Annotated in this window: 14 protein-coding genes and 1 pseudogene; 10 read left to right on the plus strand and 5 right to left on the minus strand. The window is 57.7% G+C overall.

The window, feature by feature from the left end:
• Positions 1-59: 59 nt before the first annotated feature.
• Entirely contained in the window at positions 60-4,013 is a 3,954-nt protein-coding gene (gene putA / locus QFX16_RS02230; RefSeq protein ID WP_283182661.1) for a trifunctional transcriptional regulator/proline dehydrogenase/L-glutamate gamma-semialdehyde dehydrogenase, read from the minus strand.
• A 463-nt stretch (positions 4,014-4,476) separates the two neighbouring features.
• On the opposite strand from putA, the gene putP reads away from it, so the two are divergent.
• The 10 genes and pseudogenes from putP to QFX16_RS02280 all read left to right on the plus strand — a co-directional run bounded on the left by putP (position 4,477) and on the right by QFX16_RS02280 (position 18,847).
• Positions 4,477-5,961, plus strand: coding sequence for a sodium/proline symporter PutP (putP, locus tag QFX16_RS02235; RefSeq protein WP_283182662.1), 1,485 nt, complete (start codon positions 4,477-4,479; stop codon positions 5,959-5,961).
• Positions 5,962-6,328: 367 nt separating this feature from the next.
• A complete protein-coding gene (locus tag QFX16_RS02240) occupies positions 6,329-8,347 on the plus strand; it encodes a type VI secretion system Vgr family protein (protein ID WP_283182663.1) in 2,019 nt (672 codons plus the stop codon).
• On the plus strand, positions 8,337-9,074 hold the full coding sequence (locus tag QFX16_RS02245; RefSeq protein WP_283182664.1) for a DUF4123 domain-containing protein: 738 nt from the start codon (positions 8,337-8,339) through the stop codon (positions 9,072-9,074). Before QFX16_RS02240 ends, QFX16_RS02245 begins: the two co-directional genes overlap by 11 nt.
• A pseudogene (locus QFX16_RS02250) lies at positions 9,074-13,858 on the plus strand (RHS repeat-associated core domain-containing protein). The gene QFX16_RS02245 and the pseudogene QFX16_RS02250 overlap by 1 nt, the downstream one beginning before the upstream one ends.
• Before the next feature lie 2 nt (positions 13,859-13,860).
• The gene (locus QFX16_RS02255) at positions 13,861-14,211 is read left to right on the plus strand and encodes a hypothetical protein (RefSeq protein WP_283182665.1); all 351 of its coding nucleotides are present in this window, start codon (positions 13,861-13,863) and stop codon (positions 14,209-14,211) included.
• Positions 14,212-14,311: 100 nt separating this feature from the next.
• Positions 14,312-14,722: a hypothetical protein gene (locus QFX16_RS02260; RefSeq protein WP_283182666.1), complete on the plus strand. Its 411-nt coding sequence runs from the start codon at positions 14,312-14,314 to the stop codon at positions 14,720-14,722.
• A 226-nt stretch (positions 14,723-14,948) separates the two neighbouring features.
• A complete protein-coding gene (locus QFX16_RS02265; protein WP_283181230.1) occupies positions 14,949-16,334 on the plus strand; it encodes an IS4 family transposase in 1,386 nt (461 codons plus the stop codon).
• 86 nt (positions 16,335-16,420) lie between these two features.
• Positions 16,421-17,056: a hypothetical protein gene (locus QFX16_RS02270; RefSeq protein ID WP_283182667.1), complete on the plus strand. Its 636-nt coding sequence runs from the start codon at positions 16,421-16,423 to the stop codon at positions 17,054-17,056.
• A gap of 356 nt (positions 17,057-17,412) precedes the next feature.
• Positions 17,413-17,736 (plus strand): hypothetical protein, encoded by a 324-nt coding sequence (locus QFX16_RS02275; RefSeq protein WP_223432808.1) that lies wholly within the window; start codon positions 17,413-17,415, stop codon positions 17,734-17,736.
• 271 nt (positions 17,737-18,007) lie between these two features.
• Positions 18,008-18,847, plus strand: a complete 840-nt coding sequence (locus QFX16_RS02280; protein ID WP_095127455.1) for a 23S rRNA (adenine(2030)-N(6))-methyltransferase RlmJ — start codon at positions 18,008-18,010, stop codon at positions 18,845-18,847.
• Positions 18,848-18,967: 120 nt separating this feature from the next.
• On the opposite strand, the gene msrA is transcribed toward QFX16_RS02280, so the two are convergent.
• The 4 genes from msrA to aceF form a co-directional block, all read right to left on the minus strand.
• Positions 18,968-19,615 carry a peptide-methionine (S)-S-oxide reductase MsrA gene (gene msrA / locus QFX16_RS02285; protein ID WP_283182668.1) on the minus strand — a complete coding sequence of 216 codons (648 nt, stop codon included), beginning with the start codon at positions 19,613-19,615 and terminating at the stop codon, positions 18,968-18,970.
• A gap of 180 nt (positions 19,616-19,795) precedes the next feature.
• Positions 19,796-22,489: a putative bifunctional diguanylate cyclase/phosphodiesterase gene (locus QFX16_RS02290; RefSeq protein WP_283182669.1), complete on the minus strand. Its 2,694-nt coding sequence runs from the start codon at positions 22,487-22,489 to the stop codon at positions 19,796-19,798.
• A gap of 265 nt (positions 22,490-22,754) precedes the next feature.
• The gene (locus QFX16_RS02295) at positions 22,755-24,149 is read right to left on the minus strand and encodes an alkaline phosphatase D family protein (RefSeq protein ID WP_283182670.1); all 1,395 of its coding nucleotides are present in this window, start codon (positions 24,147-24,149) and stop codon (positions 22,755-22,757) included.
• 281 nt (positions 24,150-24,430) lie between these two features.
• Positions 24,431-26,380: a dihydrolipoyllysine-residue acetyltransferase gene (gene aceF, locus QFX16_RS02300; RefSeq protein ID WP_283182671.1), complete on the minus strand. Its 1,950-nt coding sequence runs from the start codon at positions 26,378-26,380 to the stop codon at positions 24,431-24,433.
• Position 26,381 lies beyond the last annotated feature (1 nt).

Raw genomic sequence — 26,381 nt, forward strand, 5'->3', positions numbered from 1 at the left:
CTCCCACAGGGGATATTGCATACCGGGCGTCCATTGCGGGCGCCCGGTGGTATTACGGTTTAACCGATGGTCATCAGGCTCGCATTACCACCCGCAGCAGCAGTGTTGACGCTCAACGCCCGCTCAATCACCAGACGTTCCAGCGCAATGTTGGTTTCGCCTTGCGACAAGCCATGAACCCCAACAATCGCGCCAGCACGCTTGGCGACTTGCTGACAGACCGCACGCAGCTGATCGGAATGGCCATGATGCAGAACCGCATCAATCACCACTTCGTCCTTGTTCCAGTCGGAAACCAGTTTGATCTTCGCCTGAATATCCTTCGGCAAACGTGCGAACAAGGCCTTGGTCAATTCCGCTTCCGGCCATACGGCCGAACCGCCCACCGCCAATACCGCGGCCAGTTGGGTCAGCAGATCGCCTTCGACTTCCGCCAGGCACAGCACGTGTTCGCGCGGCAGGATGGCGTAGCTGTTGCGCTCTCCGGTCGGGCCAGCGAGAACACGGGTGATCCCGCTTTGCGATTGCGCCGCGAATTGCACGCACAGGGTGCTCAAGTCAGCGAACTTGTTGCTGTCGGCCCAAGCCTTCAAGGCGGTCAGCGGTTTACTCATGGCATCACGCAAACGGACATCCGGTGCCACGATGGCGTCGCCGCGAGCGAAGGATTGTTCGATCGCATCGGTAGGACGCGTCGACAGCAGACGGTACAGGTACAGCGGACCACCCGCCTTCGGACCAGTGCCCGACAGACCTTCGCCACCGAACGGCTGCACGCCGACCACAGCACCGACAATGTTGCGGTTCACGTAGACGTTGCCGGCGTTGACGTTGTCGATCACCTTGGCGATGGTCTCGTCGATGCGGGTGTGCACGCCCAAGGTCAGGCCGTAGCCGGAAGCGTTGATCTGACTGATCAACTGGTCGATGTCTTTGCGCTTGTAGCGAACCACGTGCAGCACCGGACCGAAGATCTCCCGCTGCAGCTCGTCGAAGCTTTCCAGTTCAATCAGGGTCGGCATCACGAAGGTGCCGCGTTTGACTTCTTCGCTATTGGCGATAGCCACCTGATACACGTTGCGACCTTTGTCGCGCATGGCCTGGATGTGTTTCTCGATGCCTGCCTTGGCTTCGGCGTCGATCACCGGGCCGATGTCCACGGACAGACGCTCAGGGTTGCCGAGACGGCATTCAGCCATGGCGCCCTTGAGCATTTCGATGACACGGTCAGCGGAATCTTCCTGCAGGCACAGCACTCGCAGTGCCGAGCAACGTTGACCGGCGCTGTCGAAAGCCGACGACACCACGTCGATCACAACTTGTTCGGTCAGTGCCGAAGAGTCGACGATCATCGCGTTCTGGCCACCGGTTTCGGCGATCAGCGGAATCGGGCGACCTTGAGCATCCAGACGACCCGCGACGTTGCGTTGCAGCAAACGAGCGACTTCGGTGGAGCCGGTGAACATCACGCCTTTGACCCGATCGTCACCGACCAGACGCGCGCCAACGGTTTCACCACGGCCCGGCAGCAATTGCAGCACGCCTTCCGGAATCCCGGCTTCGAGCAGCAAGCGCACGGCTTGAGCAGCGACCAACGGGGTTTGTTCCGCAGGCTTGGCCAGTACCGGGTTGCCGGCAGCCAGTGCCGCAGCGACTTGACCACTGAAAATTGCCAGCGGGAAGTTCCACGGGCTGATGCACACCACCGGGCCCAATGGGCGGTGGGCGTCGTTGGTGAAATCGTTGCGCGCCTGCACCGCGTAATAACGCAGGAAATCCACGGCCTCCCGCACTTCGGCGATGGCGTTGGCGAAGGTCTTGCCGGCTTCGCGAGCCAGCAGGCCCATCAGCGGTTGAATCTCGCCTTCCATCAAATCGGCGGCACGTTCCAGAATCGCGGCGCGTTCGGCGGGCGGCGTGGCCTGCCAGATCGGCGCAGCGTTCAGGGCGCACTGGATTGCGTTGTCGACGTCTTCGACGGTGGCTTCCTGCACATGGCCAACCACGTCACGCAGATCGGACGGGTTCAGGACTGGCGCAGGGGTTTCAGTGCTGGACGCGCAACCGAGCATCGGCGCAGCTTTCCAGTGGTTATGAGCGGTTGCCAGCAAAGCACAGGACAGCGAAGCCAAACGATGTTCGTTGGCCATGTCGATGCCGCTGGAGTTGGCGCGCTCGGCACCATAAAGATCACGCGGCAGCGGGATACGCGGGTGCGGCAGGCCGAAGCCGCCTTCCAGCGTCGCCATCTGCTCGATGCTGGCCACTGGATCGGCCACCAGCGCCTGAATCGAGATGGACTGATCGGCGATCTGATTGACGAACGAGGTGTTCGCGCCGTTTTCCAGCAGACGACGGACCAGATACGCCAGCAGCGTTTCGTGAGTACCTACCGGTGCGTACACGCGGCACGGACGGTTCAACTTGCCTTCGGAAACTTTGCCTACAACCTGTTCGTACAGCGGTTCGCCCATGCCGTGCAGGCACTGGAACTCGTACTGGCCGGGGTAATAGTTCTGACCGGCGATGTGGTAAATGGCCGACAGCGTGTGGGCGTTGTGCGTGGCGAACTGCGGGTAGATGACTTCCGGCACCGACAGCAGTTTGCGGGCGCAGGCGATGTAGGAAACGTCGGTGTACACCTTGCGGGTGTAGACCGGATAGCCTTCCAGGCCTTCGACCTGGGCGCGCTTGATTTCGCTGTCCCAGTACGCGCCTTTTACCAGACGGATCATCAGGCGATGACGGCTGCGGCGAGCCAGGTCAATCACGTAGTCGATTACATACGGGCAACGCTTTTGATAAGCCTGGATCACGAAGCCGATGCCGTTCCAGCCGGTCAGTTGCGGCTCGAAGCACAAGCGCTCCAGCAGATCCAGCGACAGCTCGAGGCGGTCGGCTTCTTCGGCGTCAATGTTCAGGCCGATGTCGTATTGCTTGGCCAGCAGGGTCAGCGATAGCAGGCGCGGGTACAACTCGTCCATCACGCGCTCGTACTGGGCGCGGCTGTAACGCGGGTGCAGGGCCGACAGCTTGATGGAGATGCCCGGGCCTTCATAAATCCCACGACCGTGGGACGCTTTGCCGATCGAGTGAATGGCTTGTTCGTACGAAGCCAGGTACTTCTGGGCGTCGTGCTCGGTGAGTGCGGCTTCACCCAGCATGTCGTAGGAATAGCGGAAGCCTTTAGCTTCGAACTTGCTGGCGTTGGCCAGGGCTTCGGCGATGGTTTCGCCGGTCACGAACTGCTCGCCCATCAGGCGCATCGCCATGTCGACGCCCTTGCGGATCATCGGCTCGCCGCTCTTGCCGATGATGCGGCTCAAGGACGAAGTCAGGCCGGCTTCGTTGTGGGTGGCGACCAGTTTTCCGGTCAGCAACAAACCCCAAGTGGCGGCGTTGACGAACAACGACGGGCTGTTGCCCAAGTGCGGGTGCCAGTTGCCGGTGCTGATCTTGTCGCGGATCAGTGCGTCACGTGTGCCTTTGTCCGGGATGCGCAGCAGCGCTTCGGCCAGGCACATCAGCGCCACGCCTTCCTGGGACGACAGGGAAAATTCCTGCAACAGGCCCTGTACAATTCCGGCACGGCCGCCGGCGCTCTTCTGATTGCGCAGTTTTTCGGCAATCGAGGCGGCGAGTTTGTTGGTGGCTTGGGCCATGGCGACCGGCAGGCGAGCCTGCTCGATCAGCATCGGCACTACTTCCGGCTCAGGGCGACGGTAGGCGGCGGTGATCGAAGCGCGCAGCACCGATTGCGGCAGGATGCTTTCAGCGAATTCCAGGAAGCACTGGTGCGCGTGGTCAGCGTGGAACTCGCCGGCGTCGTCAGCGTCTTTGCTGATCAAACCGCTCAGCTCGGTCAGGGTTGCACCACCCTCGAGTTTTTCCAGGTAATTGAAAATTGCCTGCTTGATCAGCCAGTGCGGCGTGCGATCAATCGAGGTCGCGGCAGCCTTGAGGCGCTCGCGGGTCGGGTCGTCAAGTTTGACCCCAAGGGTGGTGGTAGCCATATTTTTATCCTCATGTTTGCCACGACCGCGTGGCATCAGCTGGCGGCAAGATTAGCCGTGCAACCGCCGAGGTGCAACCGGGTGCAACCCTTTTTTTGTCGGAATAATAAGCAGCTTGTCAGGAAATAAATTCCGGTACGAACGTACCGCACCTACTTGGTGCTTTTGCTTCTAGTAAATAGCCAGGACTGCCACAAAAGGGAGCAAAAACAGGGCTTTTTCAAGTAAATCCGACTAGGTGCAACTTATTCTCCAGAAACTGGTTGCACCTTATTTGCTTTGTTGAATAGCATTCGCGCCCAAGGTGCAACCGGTCAAAAAGACAGGTGCACCGGCTGATGGCTTTCCTGGGGAAACATCAGTCATAAATGCGCGGGCCCCGAAATCGTCTGAACAAACGTTGTCGTTTGTCGGCGGTTTCACACTCTGCCGCTACATAAAAACAAAGCCAGGGCATCACTCAATGAGCGTAAGCAATCCAACACTGATCACGTTCGTGATCTACATCGCAGCAATGGTGCTGATCGGCTTCATGGCCTATCGCTCCACCAACAACCTTTCTGACTACATTCTGGGCGGTCGCAGCCTGGGCAGCGTCGTGACTGCATTGTCCGCCGGCGCCTCCGACATGAGCGGCTGGTTGTTGATGGGCCTGCCGGGCGCTATCTACATGTCCGGTCTGTCCGAAAGCTGGATCGCCATCGGCCTGATCGTCGGTGCTTACCTGAACTGGTTGTTCGTTGCCGGCCGTCTGCGCGTGCAGACCGAGCACAACGGCGATGCGCTGACCCTGCCGGATTACTTCTCCAGCCGTTTCGAAGACAAAAGCGGCCTGCTGCGGATCATCTCCGCGGTCGTGATCCTGGTGTTCTTCACCATCTACTGCGCATCCGGCATCGTGGCCGGCGCCCGTCTGTTTGAAAGCACCTTCGGCATGTCCTACGAGACGGCGCTGTGGGCCGGTGCTGCGGCGACGATTGCCTACACCTTCGTCGGTGGTTTCCTGGCAGTGAGCTGGACAGACACCGTACAAGCCACGCTGATGATCTTCGCCCTGCTGCTGACGCCGATCATCGTGCTGCTGGCTACCGGCGGCGTCGACACCACGTTCCTGGCCATCGAAGCGCAAGACGCCAGCAACTTCGACATGCTGAAAAACACCACCTTCATCGGCATCATCTCGCTGATGGGCTGGGGCCTGGGCTACTTCGGCCAGCCGCACATCCTCGCGCGTTTCATGGCGGCGGATTCGGTCAAGTCGATCGCCAACGCTCGCCGTATCTCCATGACCTGGATGATCCTGTGCCTGGGCGGCACCGTCGCGGTAGGTTTCTTCGGTATCGCTTACTTCTCGGCGCACCCTGAAGTGGCCGGTCCTGTGACCGAAAACCACGAACGCGTGTTCATCGAACTGGCCAAAATCCTGTTCAACCCATGGATCGCCGGTATCTTGCTGTCGGCCATTCTGGCTGCTGTGATGAGCACGCTGAGCTGCCAACTGTTGGTGTGCTCGAGCGCCCTGACCGAAGACTTCTACAAAACCTTCCTGCGTAAAACCGCTTCCCAGATGGAACTGGTCTGGGTCGGTCGTGCCATGGTTTTGCTGGTTGCCCTGATTGCTATCGCGCTGGCCGCTAACCCGGAAAACCGTGTACTGGGTCTGGTCAGCTACGCCTGGGCTGGATTCGGTGCTGCGTTTGGTCCAGTCGTCCTGATCTCCGTGATCTGGAAAGACATGACCCGTGACGGCGCACTGGCCGGCATCCTGGTCGGCGCGATCACCGTGATCGTCTGGAAACACTTCGAACTGCTGGGCCTGTACGAAATCATCCCTGGTTTCATCTTCGCCAGCCTGGCCATCTACATCGTCAGCAAACTGGGCGAGCCTACTAAAGGCATGCTTCAGCGCTTCGCCGCTGCCGAGGCAGATTTCCGCCTGAACAAGTGATGGGGATGAGCTGATGCTCTGACCTTTCGCCGAACATGAAAACGGCCCGCTTCCTTTTGGAGGCGGGCCGTTTTTTTTGCCTGCGCAAATCTCGAATCCCTGTGCATACCCCTGTGGGAGTGAGCCTGCTCGCGATAGCGTCGGGTCAGTCGACATTAATGTTGAATGATTAACCGCTATCGCGAGCAGGCTCACTCCTACAGGGGAGGGTGGTGGTCTTGAAGGGAATGTCTGTAGCCAAAACAACTGTTTTCTGAAGGGGGAATCTCCTGAGAAAGTAGGACAAATCTGATTTCCCTGTCCGTCCATCAATGCCCCTTGTCGCTCATGCAGAATCGCCCGCCTTCATTCTGCAGAGACACATCGGATGTTCGCTCCTGCCAATCAACCGCGTTTCACGTTGACGATCGAAGGCGTCCAGAATGAGCTCAAGGTACTTGAGTTCACGGGCAAGGAAGTCATCAGCCAGCCCTACCGTTTTGACCTGGAACTGGTCAGCGAACGGCCCGACATAGAGCTTGAAAGCCTCCTGCATCGTCAGGCGTTTCTGAGTTTTGATGCGCAGGGTTCCGGCATTCATGGCCAGATATTTCGCGTCGGCCAAAGCGATTCCGGACAACGCCTGACGGGCTACCAAATCAGCCTCGTGCCGCGTCTGGCCTACCTCGGTCAGCGCATCAATCAGCGGATCTTCCAGCACAAAAGCGTGCCGGCGATCGTCGCGAAAATTCTCAAGGACCACGGCATCCAGCGCGATGCTTTCGAGTTTCGGCTCGGCAGCGACTACTCCCCTCGTGAGTACTGCGTGCAATACGCCGAAAGCGATCTGGCGTTCATCCAGCGGCTGTGTGCCGAGATCGGCATTCACTACCACTTTCAGCACAGCCTCGACGGGCACCTGTTGGTGTTTGGTGATGACCAGACGGTTTTCCCTCGTCTGCCCGAGCCGACGCTGTACCTGCCAGGCAGCGGAATGGCGGCGGATGCACCGGCCATCAAGCGTTTCAACGTGCGACTGGAAACCCGGACGACAGCCGTAACCCGTCGCGACTACGACTTCAAAAAACCTCGCCTGCAACTTGAAAGCCGCCTCGACAGTGAGCTGCGACCGGTGCTCGAGGATTACCACTTCCCCGGCCAATTCACCGACCGCGAACACGGCAAGCATCTGGCCCAACGAGCACTCGAACGCCACAACGCCGACTTCCGTCAGGCCGAAGGTCGTGGCGACGAATCGGCGTTGGTCAGCGGGCACTTCCTACACCTGGCCGAACACCCGCGTCAGGCATGGAATGACCTGTGGTTGATCACCGAAATCGAACACCGTGGCCGCCAGCCGCAAGTGCTGGAAGAGTCGGTTACCAGCGACGGCCCGGATGATTTCCAGGGCTATCGCAATACCTTTCTGGCAACACCGTGGGACGTTTCGTTTCGCCCTCCACTCGGGTCGGAAAAACCGCGCATGCTCGGCTATCAACCTGCCGTGGTCACCGGCCCGACCGACAGCGAAATCCATTGCGACGAGTTCGGTCGGGTCAAGGTTCAGCTCGCCTGGGACCGTGACGGTCAGCTCGACGAACACTCTAGTTGCTGGTTACGCGTCGCCACCGGCTGGGCGCACGACCGTTATGGCAGCGTGATGATCCCGCGAGTCGGCATGGAAGTGCTGGTGGGATTCGTCGACGCCGATGCCGACAAACCGCTGGTGATGGGCTGCCTGCCAAACGCCGCAACCCCGGTGCCGCTCGATCTACCCGCCGACAAAACCCGCAGCATCTTCCGCAGCCAGAGCAGTCCCGGTGGCGGCGGATACAACGAATTGCGCATCGAGGATCGCAAAGGCGCCGAGGAAATCTACCTGCGCGCCCAGCGAAACTGGACCCAGCACGTACTGAATGATCAACAGGTGCAGGTCGATAACGCCCGCAGCATCGTCGTCACCGGCACCGCTCGGCATGAGTTGAAGGCTGACGAGCAACGCATCACCCATGGCCAGCGCCAGACCGAAGTGAAGCTGGATGATCACCTGGTGGTGGTCGGTGACCGACACATTCGCGTGACCAGTCAGGCGCTCAACGCCAGTCAGCAATTCCATGTCAGTGCCGGTCAGCAAGTGGTGATCGACGGTGGGGCCAGCGCGACGATTCAGGCGGGCGGGCAGTGGATCAACATTGGGCCGGGCGGGATCTTCAGCAGCGTGCCGATTCAGGTCGGTGGTGCGTTGATGCCGGCGATGGCAGCTACGCCGGCCTCGCCGGATACGCCGTTGAATCTCGTCGCCGCTCCGGCAGCGCTGCTGAGTGCTGCACAGATTCTGAGCCTGAAAAGCGACGCGCCGTTCTGTGAGGAATGTGAGCGTTGCAAGGAGGGTGTCTGTGCAGCCTGATGCCTTGTCACCCCACGCCTGGTTGGATCGCCAACCGCTCAAACCTTCCGAGCAGTTGTTCGCGGTTTTCAGCAACGCGAGTGCCGCTGAACCGTTTAAAGCCTGGCAGCGTTCGATCTCCGCTCAAGCACCCAGTCCGATCTGGTCCGGCACCGCTTACGCCGAGTGGGAACCGGTGATGCCCTATGTCGGAATCGTCGCTGCTGACAGTGAGTTTTTGCAGTGGGTCGCCACAACCGAGTCTCGCGACTGGGGTTGGCTGGCGGTTTCTTCTGCCTCTCAAGAAGTGCTGGTCGAGCATTTGCGCAGCCTCACCCAAGTCCTTTTGCCCAACGGCAACTTGGTGTTTTTCCGCTTTTGGGATGGGCGTTATTTGCTGCCGATTCTTCGCTCGGCCGAGGTCGACGCTACGCAGCTGATGCCGGTGATCGGGCGCTGTTTGATCAATGGTCAATCGCTCGAAATCGGCGGCAATGCGCTGAAAACCTCCAAGGTTTTTCCGTGGTGGGAAATTTCCGAACCACTGCTCAAACACCTCGGTACCGAGTTCGCAACAACCCGAATCAGCAACCTGCTCAAGTGGCTGAGCGAAGAACGCCCTGATCTTTACGAGGCGTTTTCCGAAAGCGTTTTGCGCCACAAGGTTGCGATCTTTCTTGAGACGCCCGACCTGCCGCAAGCACCCAAAACAGCCTTGGTGGAATACCTGATGGCGGAGCTGAACTGATGGATCAGATCGTACGTATTGAGCAGGAGCTCGACGGCTTTAAAGACACCCTCTCCCTCTACCGGGAACAGCTCAAGCACTGGCTCAGCCAAGCGGCGGACACGGCCAGCCGCGCCGCTGATTTGCCTTCGCTGATGGGCATGGAGCGGATCATCAAGTTCGGCAATGCCAGCACTGCGGTGAGCAGTAGCGACAACGAATTTTTCTCCACCGTCGTGCAGTGCCCGAAGGGTGGAGAGTTAGAGATCGAGAGCAAGTTCGAATCGGTTTATGACGTTCCCGTTGGGAATATCCAGGTTGATGTGATTGCTATCGACGGTGGTAAAACAACGTCTGTCACGCTTGATGAAAATGGCAAAGGGACGTTCAAGGGGGGCGAGGGCAAGTTCTACCGCATTCACGTCCACAGCGAAGTCACACAGCAGCAAGTTGATGATCTTTTCTCTTCCTACGATGGCCTGACCCAAGAGTTGGAAGGGTGGCTGCGCAAAGAATGGGAAGGCTTTAAACCGCAATGGTCACAGTCGACTTTTGCGGCCGCTGGCAACGGAATGCTGGCGGGAAGTTGGGCAGCAGTCATGGGTGTTTGGGATGGCCTGAACCTCGTCTTTGAAATCCTTAAAAATCCTGGCGCCCACCTTGAACGGCTCGGCAGCAGTGCGCAGCAACTTATCGATCTGGCGGAGCAATCACCCGCCGCGATGGAAAAAGCCATGTTGCTGGCCAGCGATGAAGCAGCGCTTTGCCTGCTGTTTCGTGCCGCGACTCTTTGGTTTTCGGCGTTACCGTCTAGCGAAATTGCGGGTACCACAGCAGAGGCGGCCAGCCATGCCATTGTCTCGGTACTAATCGACATTCTGATTGCTTCAGCGCTGGCTCTCACGGGTGTCGGCATGCCCGCCGCCGTAGCCTATTTGAAGCTTCGTGGAATCAAGTACGGAAAGGTGCTCGCCGGTCTGGCTACGCGCTTCGTCGAGGCTGTTTTCAATATTCTCAACACCTTCATGAAGTACATCGACCAATACAAATCGGTCGCCGCACGCGGTGTTGCTGTGGGTCTGAAAAAAGGGCGCATGCAGCTGCGTTGGGATGCCAAGCGCAATACCACGCTCAAGCAAAACGAACACCACGACAACGTCCCGGATCAGGCTAAAAACCCCAATGGCGACAGCGCCGATTCCGTTGATAAAACCGCCACCAACAAATGCCCGGTGTCGATGGTCACCGGCGAAGAACTGCTGACCCTCACCGACGGCTCGCTGGACGGCATCCTGCCGTTCGACTTCACCCGGCTCTATCGCACCAGCGCCGCCGAGATCGATTGCGGCCTCGGTTTCGGCTGGAGTCACAGCCTCGCCCATCGACTGGAAATCGACGGCGACACCGTCATCTGGATCGACCACGAAAACCGCCGCACCTCCTTCCCGCTGCCGAACCACGAACGTCCGGCGATCCACAACAGCCTGTCGCGTGCGGCGATTTATCTCGGCGATCAACCCGAAGAACTGATCCTCGCCCAGGCGGGTGACGACGCACGGTTCTATCACTTTCATAACGGTCGGTTGACGGCGATCAGCGACGCTTACGACAACCGTCTGCGCATCACCCGCGATCGACAAGACCGCATCAAACGCCTCGACAACGGTGCCGGTCGCGCATTGTTGCTGCGCTATGACCGCAGCCATTTGGTCGCCGTCGAGTATCAGCGCTTTCATCCGGCCGACACCCTCGACGAGGCCTGGCACACCGAACAGACGCTGGTCACGTATCACTACGACGAACGCGATCAACTGATCGAAGCCACCAACGCCGCCGGCGAAAGCGAACGCTACGACTACGACGATCAGCACGTCATCTTGCAGCGGCAACTGACCGGTGGGGCGAGTTTCTTCTGGGAGTGGGAAAGGTCCGGCAAGGCCGCACGATGTGTCCGCCATTGGGCGTCGTTTTCACAGATGGACGCGCGTTACGTCTGGGATGACGAGGGCAGTGTCACCGTCCAGAACATCGACGGCAGTGAAGAGGTTTACGTCCACGACGATCGGGCGCGACTGGTGCGCAAGGTCGAGCTGGACGGTGGCGAGCACCTCAAGGCTTACGACGACAACGGGCGGCTGATTGCCGAGCAGGATCCGCTCGGCGCCGTCACCGAATACCGTTACGACGAGGTCGGACGGCTTATCGCGCTGATTCCGCCGGAAGACGAACCGACGGCCTACGAGTATCGCAACGGTTTCCTGCACGCGCGCTACCGCGGCAAAGCGGTCTGGACTTCTCAGCGCAATGCTCAGGGGGACGTGACCGAGGCCACCGATCCCGCCGGGCATGTCAGCCACTACCACTACGACAAAAAAGGCCAGCTGCTGTCGATCCGTTACCCGGACAACAGCCGGCATGTCTTCGTCTGGAGCGCCTTAGGGCAACTGCTCGAAGAGACCTTGCCGGACGGTAGCCAGCGGCGGTTTTCCTACGATGCGATGGGGCGGCAAATTACCCGTCAGGACGAACACGGCGCCGTCACTCAATACCAATGGGATGCCGTCGGCCGACTGATCCAGACGACGCTGCCCACAGGCGCCAGCCGCGCCTTCAGCTACAACGCCTACGGCAAGATCACCGCCGAGCGCGACGAACTGGGGCGTTTCACGCGTTACGAATACGTCGACGACCTGCACCTGGTCAGCCGCCGGATCAATCCCGACGGTACCCAGCTGAAGTACCACTACGACAACGCCCAGCTGTTACTCACGGAAATCGAAAACGAATCCGGCGAAAAATATCAGCTGGACTACACGCCGAACGGCTTGATCCGACAGGAGACCGGATTCGACGGCCAACGCACGGCATACGCCTACGACCTCAACGGCCAGCTGCTGGAGAAAACCGAGTTCGGCGAGGGCGGTTCGCAGCTGGTGACGGCTTATCAGCGGGATTCGGCCGGACGGTTGCTGGTCAAAACCCTGCCCGACGGCATCAAGGTTGAATACCGCTACGACAGCCTCGGCCGGTTGGTCAGCGTCGATGACGGCCACGACCATCCGCTGGAGTTCGAATACGACCAACAGGACCGCCTGATCACCGAACATCAGGGCTGGGGCACGCTACGTTATGGCTACGACGCCTGCGGCCAGCTCAATCGCCTGCGTCTGCCGGACGGCAGCAAACTCGACTACCACCACGCCAAGGGCGGCGCGCTGACGGCCATCGACCTCAACGGCGCACGACTCACGACCCATCAATTCGCCGTCGGCCGCGAACAGCAACGCCAGCAAGGGCAGCTGCTCAGCGAATATGCCTACGACGATCAGGGCCGATTGAAGGCCCACGCTGTCAGTCAACAGCACCAAACGCTGTATCGCCGCGACTATGCCTACAGCGCCAACGGCAATCTCGACAGCATCGCCGACACCCGTCACGGCCAACGCAATTACCAATACGACTCGCTCAACCGCCTGACCCGCGTCCGCCACACCCGCGATGACCCACCAGAAAGCTTCGCCCACGACCCCGCCGGCAACCTGCTGATGCAGGACCGCCCCGGCGCCGCGACCGTCAAAGGTAACCGCCTGCTCCTGCAAGGCGACCGCCATTACGACTACGACGCCTTCGGCAACCTCATCCGCGAACGCCGCGGCACCGCGCAAAAACTCGTCACCGAATACCGCTACGACTGCCAACACCGCTTGGTCGGCGTCACCACCCCGGACGGTCGTTGCTCAAGTTATCGCTACGACGCCTTCGGCCGCCGCATCGCCAAAACTGTCGACGGCCACACCACCGAGTTCTTCTGGTAGGGCGACAACCTCGTCGCCGAAAGCAGCCGCGAACATTACCGCAGCTACGTCTACGAACCTGGCAGCTTCCGCCCACTGGCCATGCTCGACGGTAAAGGCCTGCGCAAGGCATGCCCGTTCTACTACCAGCTCGATCACCTGGGTACGCCGCAGGAACTGACTGATTTTGGTGGCGAGATTGTTTGGTCGGCGAAGTACAGCGCCTATGGAAAAGTCACTCGCCTGGCGTTTGGCGGGGGAGAGCAGCTCGAGCAACCGTTGCGGTTTCAGGGGCAGTACTTCGACGCTGAGAGTGGTCTGCATTACAACCGGCATCGGTACTATGATCCGGAGGCTGGTCGGTACCTGACGCCCGACCCGATCAAGTTGGCGGGTGGGCTGAACCAGTACCAGTACACGCCGAATCCGACGGGGTGGGTTGATCCGTTGGGGTTGAGCGGGAATTGCCCGCCGCCGAATAAACCTCGGTGTGGGGCGCCGGATGATACGACTGGCGCTAAGGTTGATGAGGGTGAGCCCGCGCTGCCGAAGCTGACGGGGGATCAGCGAAGAGCGCGTATCGATGAGCTGGCGGAAGCGAATGCATATCGACGTTTAGATGAGATGGAAAGGGCCACTCCAGGTGCTCATTTTCTAGAAAAACATGGCAAGCAAACTAGTTTGGCGTCGCAACGTGAGCGAGCAATGACCGGACGAAACCCTACAACGGGAGTTATTGAAAGATACACAAGCGGGAGAAAGGCTGGTCAGCCAAAAATTCCTAGTGCTGCGACACGTTTTATTAGTTATAGAGATCAGTTGAACGCTATTCACCGTGCTCAGCTAATATTCAGGCGTAATGGTCATGCTGCATCTAAAGAGCCAATGAATATGGGTAAGCAAATAGGCGAGGGGTACAAACGAGGTGGTTTGGTCTATGGCAAACAAACAAACGCAGTCGCCATACTAGATAGAACCGGTGCTCCTATAACAACTTATGCGGATTTTTGAATATGAAACGCCAACCTAAGCTTTCTATCTTGCGCGGTCTGCTTTTTCTATTCGACATTGATAATGTTGATGACGTTGAAAGAGAAGAGATAATAGTTTCTAAAAACGTTAATGATGAGGCGGAGCTCGCTGAGTTGTTCGATATGCTAATGAGGCCAGAATTCACTGCCTATAGTGACAGTGATCGCGAGTGGTATATCGATACATTGATTTATTATTTGGGTTTGGAGGAGGACTTTAATTCTGTTTTTGATAAATTGACAACCTATTTTGATGACGAGGTTGAAGATCAACGGAAATTTATGCAGGTCCTTCTGGAATGCCTGTTGCGATATCAGGCTGAAATGAAATAAAAACTATGCGGTTCTAAAATAAATAAAATCCGTCCCGTTTTTTTTCAAGTTTGGTGGTAAAGATATTTCGTTTACGTTGTATCCGGTTAAGTGAGGAGTTATGCTTATTGATTTTGGTACTGGGCAGCCATATATACCGACGCCTTCATATTTTTTGGGGTGTTTCGATATTTATGATCGTGAAGAAACACTTGGAGAGGAATTGGAGAAGTTTAATCCGAATGATCCGTCGGATAGGGAGGAATTAATACTCAAGTATTGTCTGGTTAGAAAAAGTACCTATCGACATCGCTTTTTGCGTTATAAGTGTTTGGAAATGGCGCTTCAGGACAAAAGTTACGATTTTCAGTCGCTTTTTAAGTATGACCCAGAGGCATATTCCTCATTCCCCTGTGGGTGGGATGAAATGGAAAATACAAGAGTTTTTTTTGAAGATATTTATCGATTGGCAACTATCGAGTGGAAAGAAGACCTTCAAAAAGCCAGTCTTGAGGATCAATCCACTTGGTAGAGGACGTCTCAGTGCGGAAGCGAAATTTCCGGGCAGGCTCATCGGAAGTTTCCTTTAACTCGTAGCGGTATGTATGAGCTGGTGTAAAGGGTAAATATGTCCGTCCCGAATGGCACTTACTTAGCTGCTAACCACTTGAGCTGAAAGCAAAAAATGAAGAAGGGCTGGTCTTGGTCTACGGTGATAGTTGCGAACACACCCCGACGAACCAAGGACACAGCCCCAAATGAATCGTAGACGTGAAATTCTCCAGCATCAACAGCAACGTTTTCATCGACACGCTTCGGACTGTGATGCCTATGCGTTTTTCAATCTCCTCACGTCTCCCGAGCTCTTACAGCGCGTCGAGTCTGCACTGCCGGAATATCGGGAGCGTCTGTTTCCGCCGACTGAAACGCTGTCCATGTTTCTGGCTCAAGCAATGAGTGCCGACCGTTCCTGCCAGAACGCCGTCAACGACTTGTCGATTAAACGGTCATGTGGCGGCATGAAGCCCAGTAGCACTCGCACGGGCGCCTACTGCAAAGCCAGAAAACGCCTACCTGTGGAAATGGTTTCTACGCTGGTCAGGCACACCGGTGCTTCGATAAGTGATAACGCACCCTCGTCGTGGCGCTGGATGGGACGGCCTGTACGGTTGGTGGACGGCACGACGGTCAGCATGCCCGACACTGCGGCCAATCAGGGTGCCTATCCGCAGTCACGCGGCCAGAAAGTCGGTCTTGGTTTTCCCCTGTGTCGCGTGGTTGGCATCGTTTGCCTTTCCAGCGGCGCCGTCTTGGATGCCGCCCTTGGGCGCTTCCGAGGCAAAGGCGGCGATGAGCAAACGCTGCTCAGATCAATGCTCGACACGCTGAAAACAGGCGACATTTTATTGGGCGACGCTTACTACGCTACCTACTTCTTGCTGTGTGAGTTGCAACGAAGAGGTGTCGATGGCGTGTTCGAACAATACGGTGCTCGACGGCGCAGCACGGACTTTCGCCTAGGGCAAAGTCTGGGTTCGGAAGATCACCTGATCGAATTGAAAAAGCCTGCAAGAAGACCGCCGTGGATGAGTCAAACGCATTACGAACAGGCGCCTGAAAGACTGACAGTGCGAGAGCTGAAGGCGGGTGGAAAGACTTTGGTCACCACGTTGCATTGCCCGAAGCAGACACCCAAAACAGCTCTCAAATCGCTGTACAAGGGTCGATGGCATGTCGAGTTGGATCTGCGCAATCTCAAAGCTACGCTAGGACTTGGAAAGTTAAGCTGCAAAACCCCAGGCATGGCAGTCAAGGAGTTATGGGTCTATCTGTTGGCACACAATCTGATCCGAATGCTCATGGCGCAATCGGCTCTGTTAGCGGATTGCTTGCCTCGCGAACTGAGCTTCAAACACAGCCTTCAGCTATGGCTGGCTTTGCGACAATATGGCAGCCCCGAAGACGAGGATGGCCTGTCGAATTTATTGATGTTGATTGCTCAGAGGCGCGTCGGGAATCGGCCTGGTCGTATCGAGCCGCGAGCCATAAAACGAAGACCTCAAGCCTACCCCTTACTGACCAAACCGCGTCGGTCAGCAAGGGCAGATGTCAGGAAAAATGGGCACGCAAAACATGTTAAGTAAGTGCCATTCATGTCCGTCCCCTTTTTGATTTAGAAGTAAATGGATATATATCTTTTTTATCTGTTTGGTTGGGGAGGGTTTTGTTTGTGTTGAAAGTTATTGAAGAAGAAAAAACTACATCCTTGCTTGAACGAATGGATGACGCAGGCTGTGTTGTTAATTTTGTAGTGCTCTCTCTTGAGGAGAGTGTGAAGGTCAACGAATCGATTCATCGACAAGCCTTGGTCAGGCTTCACGAAAAACTCATGAAAGACTCATGGGATTGGCATAACAGTTTAATAAAGAATCCGGAATATAAAAGTTCTGGAGATCCTGCTATCAGCTGGGAGCTGGATAAAGCCGTTGCTACTATTTTGACCCAAGAAGAAATACATAATCTGATTCTGACCGATGGTTATGTACGAGGGCCGCTGGCGCTTTATGGTTATTTCAGAGAGCCGCCTTATGGCACGGAATTCAAAGGTGGAGAGCTCAAGGCGAAGGAACTGTTCCATGAGTGGCGCCAAATTCTGGGGCTCGAAGAGCAAGATGATATCGTCGTAATTAACTGGGTTAAGGGATTTAAAAAGGAATGGCTTGATAATGACGACGCAATTCCAGGGCGTGAGCCATGGAGCGATTACTTTGATGAAGGCTTGGAATGGTGGGGCGTATGGTGTTTGACGATCTGGAATCCCACACGTCGGACTTTTAGCGCATTGATCGCCAGTACTTCTGACTGATTAGACGTTGTTTAATTTTGTGATGATATTCGCGACATTTCCGGGCAAGGTCGTCGGAAGTTTCCTTCAAGTTGTAGCGGTTTCCATGAACTGGTGCGCAACGCGCCTCATCGATAGTCTCTTAGCTGTCACTGCAAATTCAGTGACAGGGCGTGGAAGCCCTTCTATCGTTAGGCGCATCAAGCGCCACCAGTTCGGCGTGTTTTATCGTCTGTGTTTTATGGTGGCTGTGCGCGGGGCGCTTTCGAGTGCGCCGGGTGCCTAACGTCCCGGTCTTCCACACCTGCGTACAGCCGCCACCCATTGCGTGGAAGCGATTTCTGGCGGCGTCAATCCATACGTTAGGACTAAAATCGATGAAAACACTTCACCCCGATCCTCCCTACGAAAAACCAACCCCCCATCCCCAAAGCCGCTTCATGGCGCTCACCAGCAATTGCGACGACATGCCAACCCTGTTCGTCGACACCCAAGCGCCGCTGGATGTTTTGTATGACGCTGCCAACTACCGAATTCGCGCCGTCACCCAAGTGATGGAGAACTTGTCCATGCGCGGTTCGATCGAGTGTCAGTCCTTCATTCTTAGTGATTTTGCTTTGCTCTGTGCCATTCCGTTGCGGGATGGGTGTGATGTGCTGGATGTGTTAGGGCGACGATTGAAGGCGCGGTCTTCGGAGTAGGGCCGGGGGCTTTCGCTGATGCTGTTCAGTTAAGTTGATACGCACGTTTTTGTAGCAGCTGGCGAAGCCTGCGTTCGGCTGCGCAGCAGTCGTAAAATCAGCACTCATGATTTTTCAGACACGTCGTGCAAGCAGGGTTTACGACTGCTGCGCAGCCGAACGCAGGCTTCGCCAGCTGCTACAGGTTGTGTGGCAGCTTGCCCGCTCGGCTGTGAGGCCCTGACGTTCGCCTCGGTACAAGGTAAACTCCCCGCCCTTCGCAGGAGCAATCATGAATTATCGTCACGCCTTCCATGCCGGCAATCACGCCGATGTGTTCAAACACCTGACTTTGACCCGCATCATCGCTTTGATGTCGCGCAAGGAGCAGCCGTTTGCCTATCTCGACACTCACGCCGGCATTGGTCTGTATGACCTGCAGGGTGATCAGGCGAGCCGTACCGGTGAGTACCTGGAAGGTATTGCGCGTTTGTGGGATCAGCCGGATCTGCCGGCGTTGACCGCGGATTACATGAAGGTGCTGCACGACATGAACCCGGATGGCCAGTTGCGCTATTACCCAGGGTCGCCTGAGTTGGCGCGGCGTCTGACGCGGCCGCAGGATCGGGTGATGCTCAACGAAAAGCACCCGGAAGACGGTGTGTTGCTCAAAGATAATATGGCGGGCGACCGTCGGGTGAAGGTGCATCTGGGTGAAGGCTGGCATGTGCCGCGTGCGATGTTGCCGGTGCAGGAGAAGCGGGCGGTGATGTTGATCGATCCGCCGTTCGAGCAGCTGGATGAGATGCAGCGCTGTGCGGCGTCGCTGAAAGAGGCGATTGGGCGGATGCGGCAGACCGTAGCGGCGATCTGGTACCCGGTGAAGGACCAGCGCATGTTGCGTCGTTTTTATCAGGATCTGGCGGGTACGGGCGCGCCGAAGTTGTTGCGGGTGGAGTTGCTGGTGCATCCGCTGGATACGCCGAACAGTTTGAACGGGTCCGGGTTGGCGATTGCGAATCCGCCGTGGGGGCTGGAAGAGGAATTGCGTGAGTTGCTGCCGTGGTTGTCCAAGAAGTTGGGGCAGACCCAGGGTGGTTGGCAGATGGATTGGTTGATTGCTGAGAGTTGATCGCCTGATCAGATGCATTGATGGCGTTTGAGAGGACGCCTTCGCGGGCAAGCCTCGCTCCTACAGGTCGGTGTGACCGTAGGCGCGAGGCTTGCCCGCGATGCTTTCAGGGCCCGAAAGTCAGATTGGGCAAGTCACGCCCGTACCGCCAATCCCGCAATACCCTTCAGGGTTTTTCGCCAGGTATTGCTGGTGATAAGCCTCGGCGAAGTAGACCGTCGGCGCTTCTTCGATTTCGGTGGTGATGGTGCCTTTGCCTGCCTTGGTCAGTTCGACCTGGAACACCTGCTCGCTGTGCTTGGCGGCAGCCAATTGCGTCGGGTTGGTCGCATAGATCACCGAGCGGTACTGCGTGCCGATGTCATTGCCCTGACGCATGCCCTGAGTTGGGTTGTGCAATTCCCAGAACATCTTCAGCAGCTCTTCGTAGCTGACTTTTGCCGGCTCGTAGACCACCAGAACCACTTCGCTGTGACCGGTCAGGCCCGAGCAGACTTCTTCATACGTCGGGTTCGGCGTAAAACCACCGGCGTAACCCACCACCGTACTGACCACGCCTTCACGCTGCCAGAACTTGCGTTCCGCGCCCCAGAAGCATCCGAGGCCGAAGATCGCGAAATCCACATCGGTGACGAACGGGCCCAGCAGCGGGGCGTCGTGGACGAAGTGTTTTTCCGGCAGGTTCATTGGGGTTTCGCGGCCAGGCAGAGCTTGTTCTTTAGTCGGGAGCACGTTTTTGTTCACCAGAATTTCCGAGCGCAGAACCATGATCAGTCCTCTCAGTCAGGTTGGGGATGTAGGTAGACAGACCGCCAGTTTGCCCAATTATCCCTGTGGGAGCGAGCCTGCTCGCGAAAGCGGCGTGACAGTCGACATCATTGTTGCCTGACACACCGCTTTCGCGAGCAGGCACGCTCCCACAGGGTTTTGTGCAATGACTGAAGAATGTCAGGCGATCGGGCCACGCGGATAGCGCTTGAGCTTTTCGATCAGCTCGGTGCCCGGGATCGGTCGGTCGAACAGGTAACCCTGGCCGACGTCGCAGCGGTGACGGCGCAAGAAAGCCAACTGCTCGGCAGTTTCGATGCCTTCAGCCACGACCTTGAGTTTCAGGTTGTGGGCCATGGCGATCACCGCGGAGGTGATTTCCATGTCGTCCTGATTGTCGGGGATTTCGTGGATGAAGCTTCGATCAATCTTAATGATGTCGATCGGGAATTTTTTCAAGTAACTGAGCGACGAGTAACCGGTGCCGAAGTCATCCATGGCCAGGGTCAGGCCCAGGCGCTTGAGCTGATCGAGCTGCAAGTGGGTGTCTTCGGTGGCTTCCAGCAGCAGGCCTTCGGTGAGTTCGAGTTCCAGCAGGTTTGCCGGCAGCGCTTCTTCCTTGAGGATGTTGGCGATGGACGACACCAGGTCCGGATCGGAGAACTGCTTGGGCGACAGGTTGATTGCCACCTGAAGATTGCCCAGGCCTGCGGCGGTCAGGTCTTTGCTCATGCGGCAGGCCTGGCGGGCGATCCATTTACCGATGGGGATGATCAGCCCGGTTTCTTCGGCGACACTGATGAACTGGTCCGGGCGGATCATGCCTTTTTCCGGATGGTTCCAGCGAAGCAGCGCTTCCATCCCCAACAGTCGACCGCTGCGCAGGCAGAGCTTGGGCTGGTAGAACACGTCCAGCTCGTTCTGGGTCAGGGCGCGGCGCAGGTTGTTTTCGACGAACAGTTTGTAGCTGGCTTCGGCGTTCAGCGCTTCGGTGAACACTTGGACCTGATGTTTACCGTTGGCCTTGGCCTTGTGCAGCGCGAGGCCGGCATTGCGCATCAGGGTTTGCGGATCGCGACCGTGCAACGGCGCGCAGGCCAGGCCCACGGAGCCGGTGACGCTGATCAGCTGGTTGTCGACGAACATCGGTTTGTCGAGGGTCGCCAGCAATTGATTGGCAATCTGTTGGCCCGCACGCAGGTCGGTGTCGTCCAGCAGCACGGCGAATTCGTTACTGGCGAACCGCGCCAGGCTGCCACTCGGGCTCAGGCTGTTGCGCAGGCGTCGGGCCAGGCTGATCAGCAGTTTGTCACCGGTCTGGTGGCCGAGGCTGTCGTTGATTCGCTTGAAGTTGTCGATGTCCACCAGCAACAAGCTGATCGGGGTATCGCTGTCTCGGGCGAAACGTTCATCGAGGTTGCGGATGAAGGCCGGGCGGTTGCCGAGGTTGGTCAGGTTATCGGTGTAAGCCAGACGCTCGATGCGCTGCTGAGCGAGCTTGGTCTGGGTAATGTCTTCGTAAATGCCGATGTAATGCGTCAGCTCGCGGTTGTCGCCGTAGACTTTGGAAATCGACAACTGGCCCCAGTAGGGTTCAAGGTTTTTGCGGCGGCTTTTGAACTCACCCTGCCAGCTGTTGCTCTTGGCCAGCGCCGAGTGCGCGTCGAATAACAGTTCGCTGAGGTTTTCCAGTGCCGGCAGTTCCGACAGCCGCTGGCCGTGAACTTCTTCAGTGGTGTACTGGGTGATCGCCGTGAAGCTCGGGTTGACGTATTCCACCACGCCATCGCAATTGACCAGCAAAAAGGCGTTCGCGCTTTGCTCTACCGCACGCTGGAACAGGTGCAGGGCGCTGGTGGCGGTGCGACGGTTGTGGTTGTTGATGACTTGGGCAAACTGATCCGCCAGCTCACCGGCGAAAGCAATTTCGTCCGATTGCCAGGCGCGGGTCGTACCGGTCTGCTCCAGGCAGAGTACGCCGACCACTTGGCCATCGACGCGGATGCTGGCGTCGAGCATCGCATTCACATCGTGTGGGCGCAGGTGTTCGGCCATTTCCCGGGTGCGCGGGTCGCGCATGGCGTTGTGGGCGTCGATGGCGCGGCCGGTGTGCAAGGCTTCCACGTAGTCGGGGAAGTTACTGACGTCGATCGGCTCCGGCAGCAGGTATTCCTGGTTGGCGCGGTGATAGGCCGAAATCGGCACGAGCAGCGAACCTTCGAGGTTCCACAGGCTGGCGCAGTCGATTTCGTAAATGTCACAGGCACTGCGAGTGATCAGTTCGGCGGCTTCTTTCAGGGAGTTGTTGCTGCTATAGCGCTGGCGGGTCAGCAGCAGGATCAAGTCTTGCTGGGCGCGCACCCGGTCCAGGTGCAGGAGCTGTTCCTGCTGCGCGCGCTGATTGAGTTCCAGAGCGATTTGCAGGCGAGAGTTCTGGGTTTCGAGGTCCAGGACCGGCAGCAGTTGCTCGCCCTCGAACAGGCCGTCGACCACTAGCAGATAGCCGCGCAGCAGGTGTCGATTGTGTTGTTTGTAGGCTTCGCCCAGCTCCAGCAGGTTCAAGGAGCCTGCGGCGGTGTGCAGGGTGTAGCGGATCAGGTAATGCGGGCTTTCGGTGAGTTGCTGCTGAACCGCGTCATGCAGCTGATAGCGCGCTTCGGGCTCCATCAGACTGGCGTAGGGCGAGCCGACCAGAGCACAGAGCTCCACGGCCGGCAGGCCGAACTGTCGTTCGCAATTGGGATCAAGAAACAGCAGCGCCCAGCTCGCTTCATTCAGCCGTTCGAAACGCAGCATGCCAAGCCGCGAGGGCACAGGCAACTGCGTCACTACCTCGGCCACCATACGGCTGGCGGCATCGGGTTGGCTCTTCATATGGAGGGAAACTCGCTTCGAATAGGCTGAACGCGCCGGGCTCTCGCCCTCTTTACTGTTACCTGCGGCAAGGTTGCATCATTGCGACACTGACTGACAAGAGACATGAAGGCCAAGTGCTATAAGAATATGTCGGCAGGCGCGAAGATTTCTCCAGCGCAGGGCCGAAACTAATGTTTTTGACCGAAAAGATCGCAGGCTTCGGCAGCTCGTTGGGATGGTGTACAGCCTGTAGGAGCTGCCGAAGGCTGCGATCTTTTTGGGATCACCGAAGTGCTATGCCGACCGACTGCAAAAGGTTGCCATCCCGGTCGTGATAGCTGACACGAACCTGTTCGGCATCGACGATCATATGGGCAAAGTTGTCCTGGCTGACCACCTGGCTGGTCAGTTCATGCTGATAGTCGCCGGCGGCTGTTCGCGCCAATGGTTGATCGAGGATGAAGGTGGAGGCCTTGGCGTACGGCAGTAGTTTGCTGTTGCACAAGGGTGAGGAGACGATGGTGTGCACCTCGAAGTCCGGGTCTTCGCTGTGGGTCAGACGACTCGTCAAAGAGCCGTGGACATCGCCGGAAACGAAGAAGACGTTCTTGATGTGGTGTGTACGAATGGTCTCCAGCAGCCGCAGACGCTGTTCGGGAAAGGCTTTCCACGCGTCATCGCCGTGAGCTTTGCGGTCGGGGTAGAACATCACGCTGGTGACCACGAACTTCACCCTGGCCGGGCTGTGAATCAGCCATTTGCACAAGGCCTGTTCCTGTTCTTCGTCGAGGATGCGTCGATCATTGGCCGACAGGTTGCGTCGGGTTCGACTGTCAGTGACAAACCATTCGATATCGCCTTCGGCGAATTGATACCAATACTGTTCCAGCTTTCTGTTTATTTGCCCATTGGGAAGAAGTTCATGCGCCGGGCTGTGACTGGCTTGATACAACTCATACGCCGCCATGGCATTTTTGTATAAATAGGCATCGGCCTTACTTTCGTTGGCGGGCCAGTTGTCTTCAATTTCATGATCATCGAGGATCATGTAAGTCGGCACGCTGGACATTAACTTGGCAATATTGGGTTGGGAAAAAGCTGCTCGGTACTTATTGAGTATTTCCTTATATTCCCGGTCGGGAGCAATGACGTTCAGGTCATCGACATAGATTTGATCGCCGGTCATCAGCATGGCGCTGATGGGCGGTTCGGCCTGCTGCGCCAGATTCGAGATCGAGGCGAAAATCCTGTCCCCCAGATGCGGTGCAGACGGGACGCCCGCGGTCATGCGCAGGTAACGACATGAGCCGACGATATAGGCCCTTGGAATCTTGGATTTGCTGGACTGCGTGCGAAACCGGTAGATATCCCGCGGCCATTGCAGCGGCAGTTCCTGAACCGTTTCCACGGTGTGCACCGGGCTCATGGGGCTGAACCAGCCTGCCTGGTATTCGTACTCGGTATCGGTGGCAAGGTCGTTGAGTGCAATCACATCGGACATATCACGCAAGATCGTCAACTTTGCAAATACACCGTGGGACCAGCGCTCTTCGCCAGGCCGGCGATAACGAATGCCTGCAAATACCGGCGCATGGTTTTGAAGTTCGCCGCGCAAGAAGATGCGTGCATGATTAGTTGTAGTGTGGCCAATAATAGGGCCGACAGTCGGTTTGAACATGTTCGAATCCATTCGAAGTAATGCTAACTAAGCAAAATAAGTTGATAAGGGTTTTAGCGACAATTAGTTGAAATAAGCTTAGTTATTGGTTCGCAAAAAATATCGAGAAGAAGTGGACTGGAGTTGTGGGCGACGTAAGCCGCGAATGTAGGAAAGGGGTGTTGGGTGGCTTTCTTCCAGGCAAAAAAAGCCCCGCCAAACTGGCGGGGTTGAGGTACGAGCGTGGCGCTCGGAAAACGTGGTACGCGACGGGCCCTCCGGTGATGGAGGGCCGGCCGGTGTTACAGCAGGATGGTGCGGATGTCTGCCAGCAGGTCGCTCAGACGCTTGGTGAAGCGTGCAGCAGCGGCGCCGTTGATCACACGGTGATCGTAGGACAGCGACAGCGGCAGCATCAGTTTCGGCTGGAAGGCTTTGCCGTCCCAGACTGGCTGGATGGTTGCCTTGGAAACACCGAGGATCGCCACTTCCGGCGCGTTGACGATCGGCGTGAAGCCGGTGCCGCCAATGTGGCCGAGGCTGGAAATGGTGAAGCAGGCGCCTTGCATGTCGTCAGCGGTGAGCTTTTTGTCGCGGGCTTTGGCGGCCAGCACGGCGGCTTCGGCTGCCAGTTGCAACAGGCTCTTCTGGTCGACGTTCTTGATGACCGGTACCAGCAGGCCTTCAGGGGTGTCGACGGCGAAGCCGATGTTCACGTACTTCTTGCGGATGATCGCCTTGCCGCTTGGTGCCAGCGAACTGTTGAAGTCCGGCAGTTCCTTGAGCAGGTGCGCGCAGGATTTGAGCAGCAGCGGCAGGATGGTCAGCTTGACGCCAGCCTTCTCTGCAACGGCTTTCTGAGCGATACGGAACGCTTCCAGGTCGGTGATATCAGCCGAATCGAACTGAGTCACGTGCGGAATGTTCAGCCAGCTGCGATGCAGGCTCGACGCGCCGATTTGCATCAGGCGGGTCATCGGCACTTCTTCGGTTTCACCGAAGCGGCTGAAGTCCACGACCGGAATCGGCGGGATGCCAGCGCCGCCAGTTGCGCCAGCCGCAGCGACCGGTGCTTCCTTGGCCTTGTGCATCATGGCTTTGACGTAGACCTGAACGTCTTCTTTCAGGATGCGACCGTGCGGGCCACTGGCGCCGACGGCGTTCAGCTCGACGCCGAATTCACGGGCCAGTTGGCGCACCGCAGGACCTGCGTGAACCTTGGCGCCCGGCTTGGCCGGTGCAGCAGCCGGTGCGGCCGGTGCCGGAGCGGCAGGCGCTGCGGCGGCTGGAGCTGGAGCGCTAGGTGCAGCAGCGGCTGGAGCCGGGGCAGCAGCAGGCGCAACGCCTTTGACTTTCAGCTTCAGGATCAGGTCGCCGGTACCGACTTCGTCATCCAGCTTGATGGAAACGCTTTCCACCACGCCAGCGGCGGGCGATGGAATTTCCATGCTCGCCTTGTCAGATTCCAGGGTGATGAGCGACTGATCGGCTTCAACGGTATCGCCGGCCTTGACCAGGACTTCGATGATCTTGGCCTTGCCCGCAGAGCCAATGTCCGGGACATGGATGTCCTGAACGCTGTCGGCAACCGGTGCAGCCGGAGCCGCAGCGACTGGCGCTGGAGCAGCGGCAGCAGGTGCCGCCGCAGCCGGTGCCGCGGCACCTACCACTTTCAGCGCCAGAATCAGGTCGCCAGTGCCGACTTCGTCGTTGAGCTTGACGCTGATGCTTTCGACCACGCCAGCGGCGGGCGAAGGGATTTCCATGCTGGCCTTGTCGGATTCCAGGGTGATCAGCGACTGATCAGCCTCGACGGTGTCGCCGACCTTGACCTGGATCTCGATGATCTGGGCCTTGCCCGACGAGCCGATGTCCGGCACGTGCACTTGCAGGGTGGTTGCAGCAGCAGGCGCGGCAGCTGGAGCTGGAGCCGCGGCGGCAGGAGCAGCTGCCGGTTTTGCTTCAGCCTTGGCAGCCGGCGCAGCGGCAGCCGTAGCCGCAGGGGCCACAGCAGCGGCACCTTCGACTTCCAGCTCCAGCAGTTCGTCGCCTTCTTTCAGGCGATCGCCGATTTTTACTTTCAGGCTTTTGACGATGCCGGCCTTGGGCGCAGGAATTTCCATGCTCGCCTTGTCCGACTCAAGCGTCAGGATGCTCTGGTCGGCTTCGATGCGGTCGCCGACCTTCACAAATAGTTCGATTACTTCACCTTCACCGCTGCCGATGTCAGGTACGCGAATGAGTTCGCTCACA

This window comes from Pseudomonas svalbardensis (assembly GCF_030053115.1).
GTDB classification, from domain to species: domain Bacteria; phylum Pseudomonadota; class Gammaproteobacteria; order Pseudomonadales; family Pseudomonadaceae; genus Aquipseudomonas; species Aquipseudomonas svalbardensis.

Excerpts from the sequence above, each read along its gene's own strand:
- putA (WP_283182661.1), bottom strand. The coding sequence starts at position 4,013 with ATGGCTACCACCACCCTTGGGGTCAAACTTGACGACCCGACCCGCGAG.
- putP (WP_283182662.1), top strand. The coding sequence starts at position 4,477 with ATGAGCGTAAGCAATCCAACACTGATCACGTTCGTGATCTACATCGCA.
- QFX16_RS02240 (WP_283182663.1), top strand. The coding sequence starts at position 6,329 with ATGTTCGCTCCTGCCAATCAACCGCGTTTCACGTTGACGATCGAAGGC.
- QFX16_RS02255 (WP_283182665.1), top strand. The coding sequence starts at position 13,861 with ATGAAACGCCAACCTAAGCTTTCTATCTTGCGCGGTCTGCTTTTTCTA.
- QFX16_RS02260 (WP_283182666.1), top strand. The coding sequence starts at position 14,312 with ATGCTTATTGATTTTGGTACTGGGCAGCCATATATACCGACGCCTTCA.
- QFX16_RS02265 (WP_283181230.1), top strand. The coding sequence starts at position 14,949 with ATGAATCGTAGACGTGAAATTCTCCAGCATCAACAGCAACGTTTTCAT.
- QFX16_RS02275 (WP_223432808.1), top strand. The coding sequence starts at position 17,413 with ATGAAAACACTTCACCCCGATCCTCCCTACGAAAAACCAACCCCCCAT.
- QFX16_RS02280 (WP_095127455.1), top strand. The coding sequence starts at position 18,008 with ATGAATTATCGTCACGCCTTCCATGCCGGCAATCACGCCGATGTGTTC.
- msrA (WP_283182668.1), bottom strand. The coding sequence starts at position 19,615 with ATGGTTCTGCGCTCGGAAATTCTGGTGAACAAAAACGTGCTCCCGACT.
- QFX16_RS02290 (WP_283182669.1), bottom strand. The coding sequence starts at position 22,489 with ATGAAGAGCCAACCCGATGCCGCCAGCCGTATGGTGGCCGAGGTAGTG.
- QFX16_RS02295 (WP_283182670.1), bottom strand. The coding sequence starts at position 24,149 with ATGTTCAAACCGACTGTCGGCCCTATTATTGGCCACACTACAACTAAT.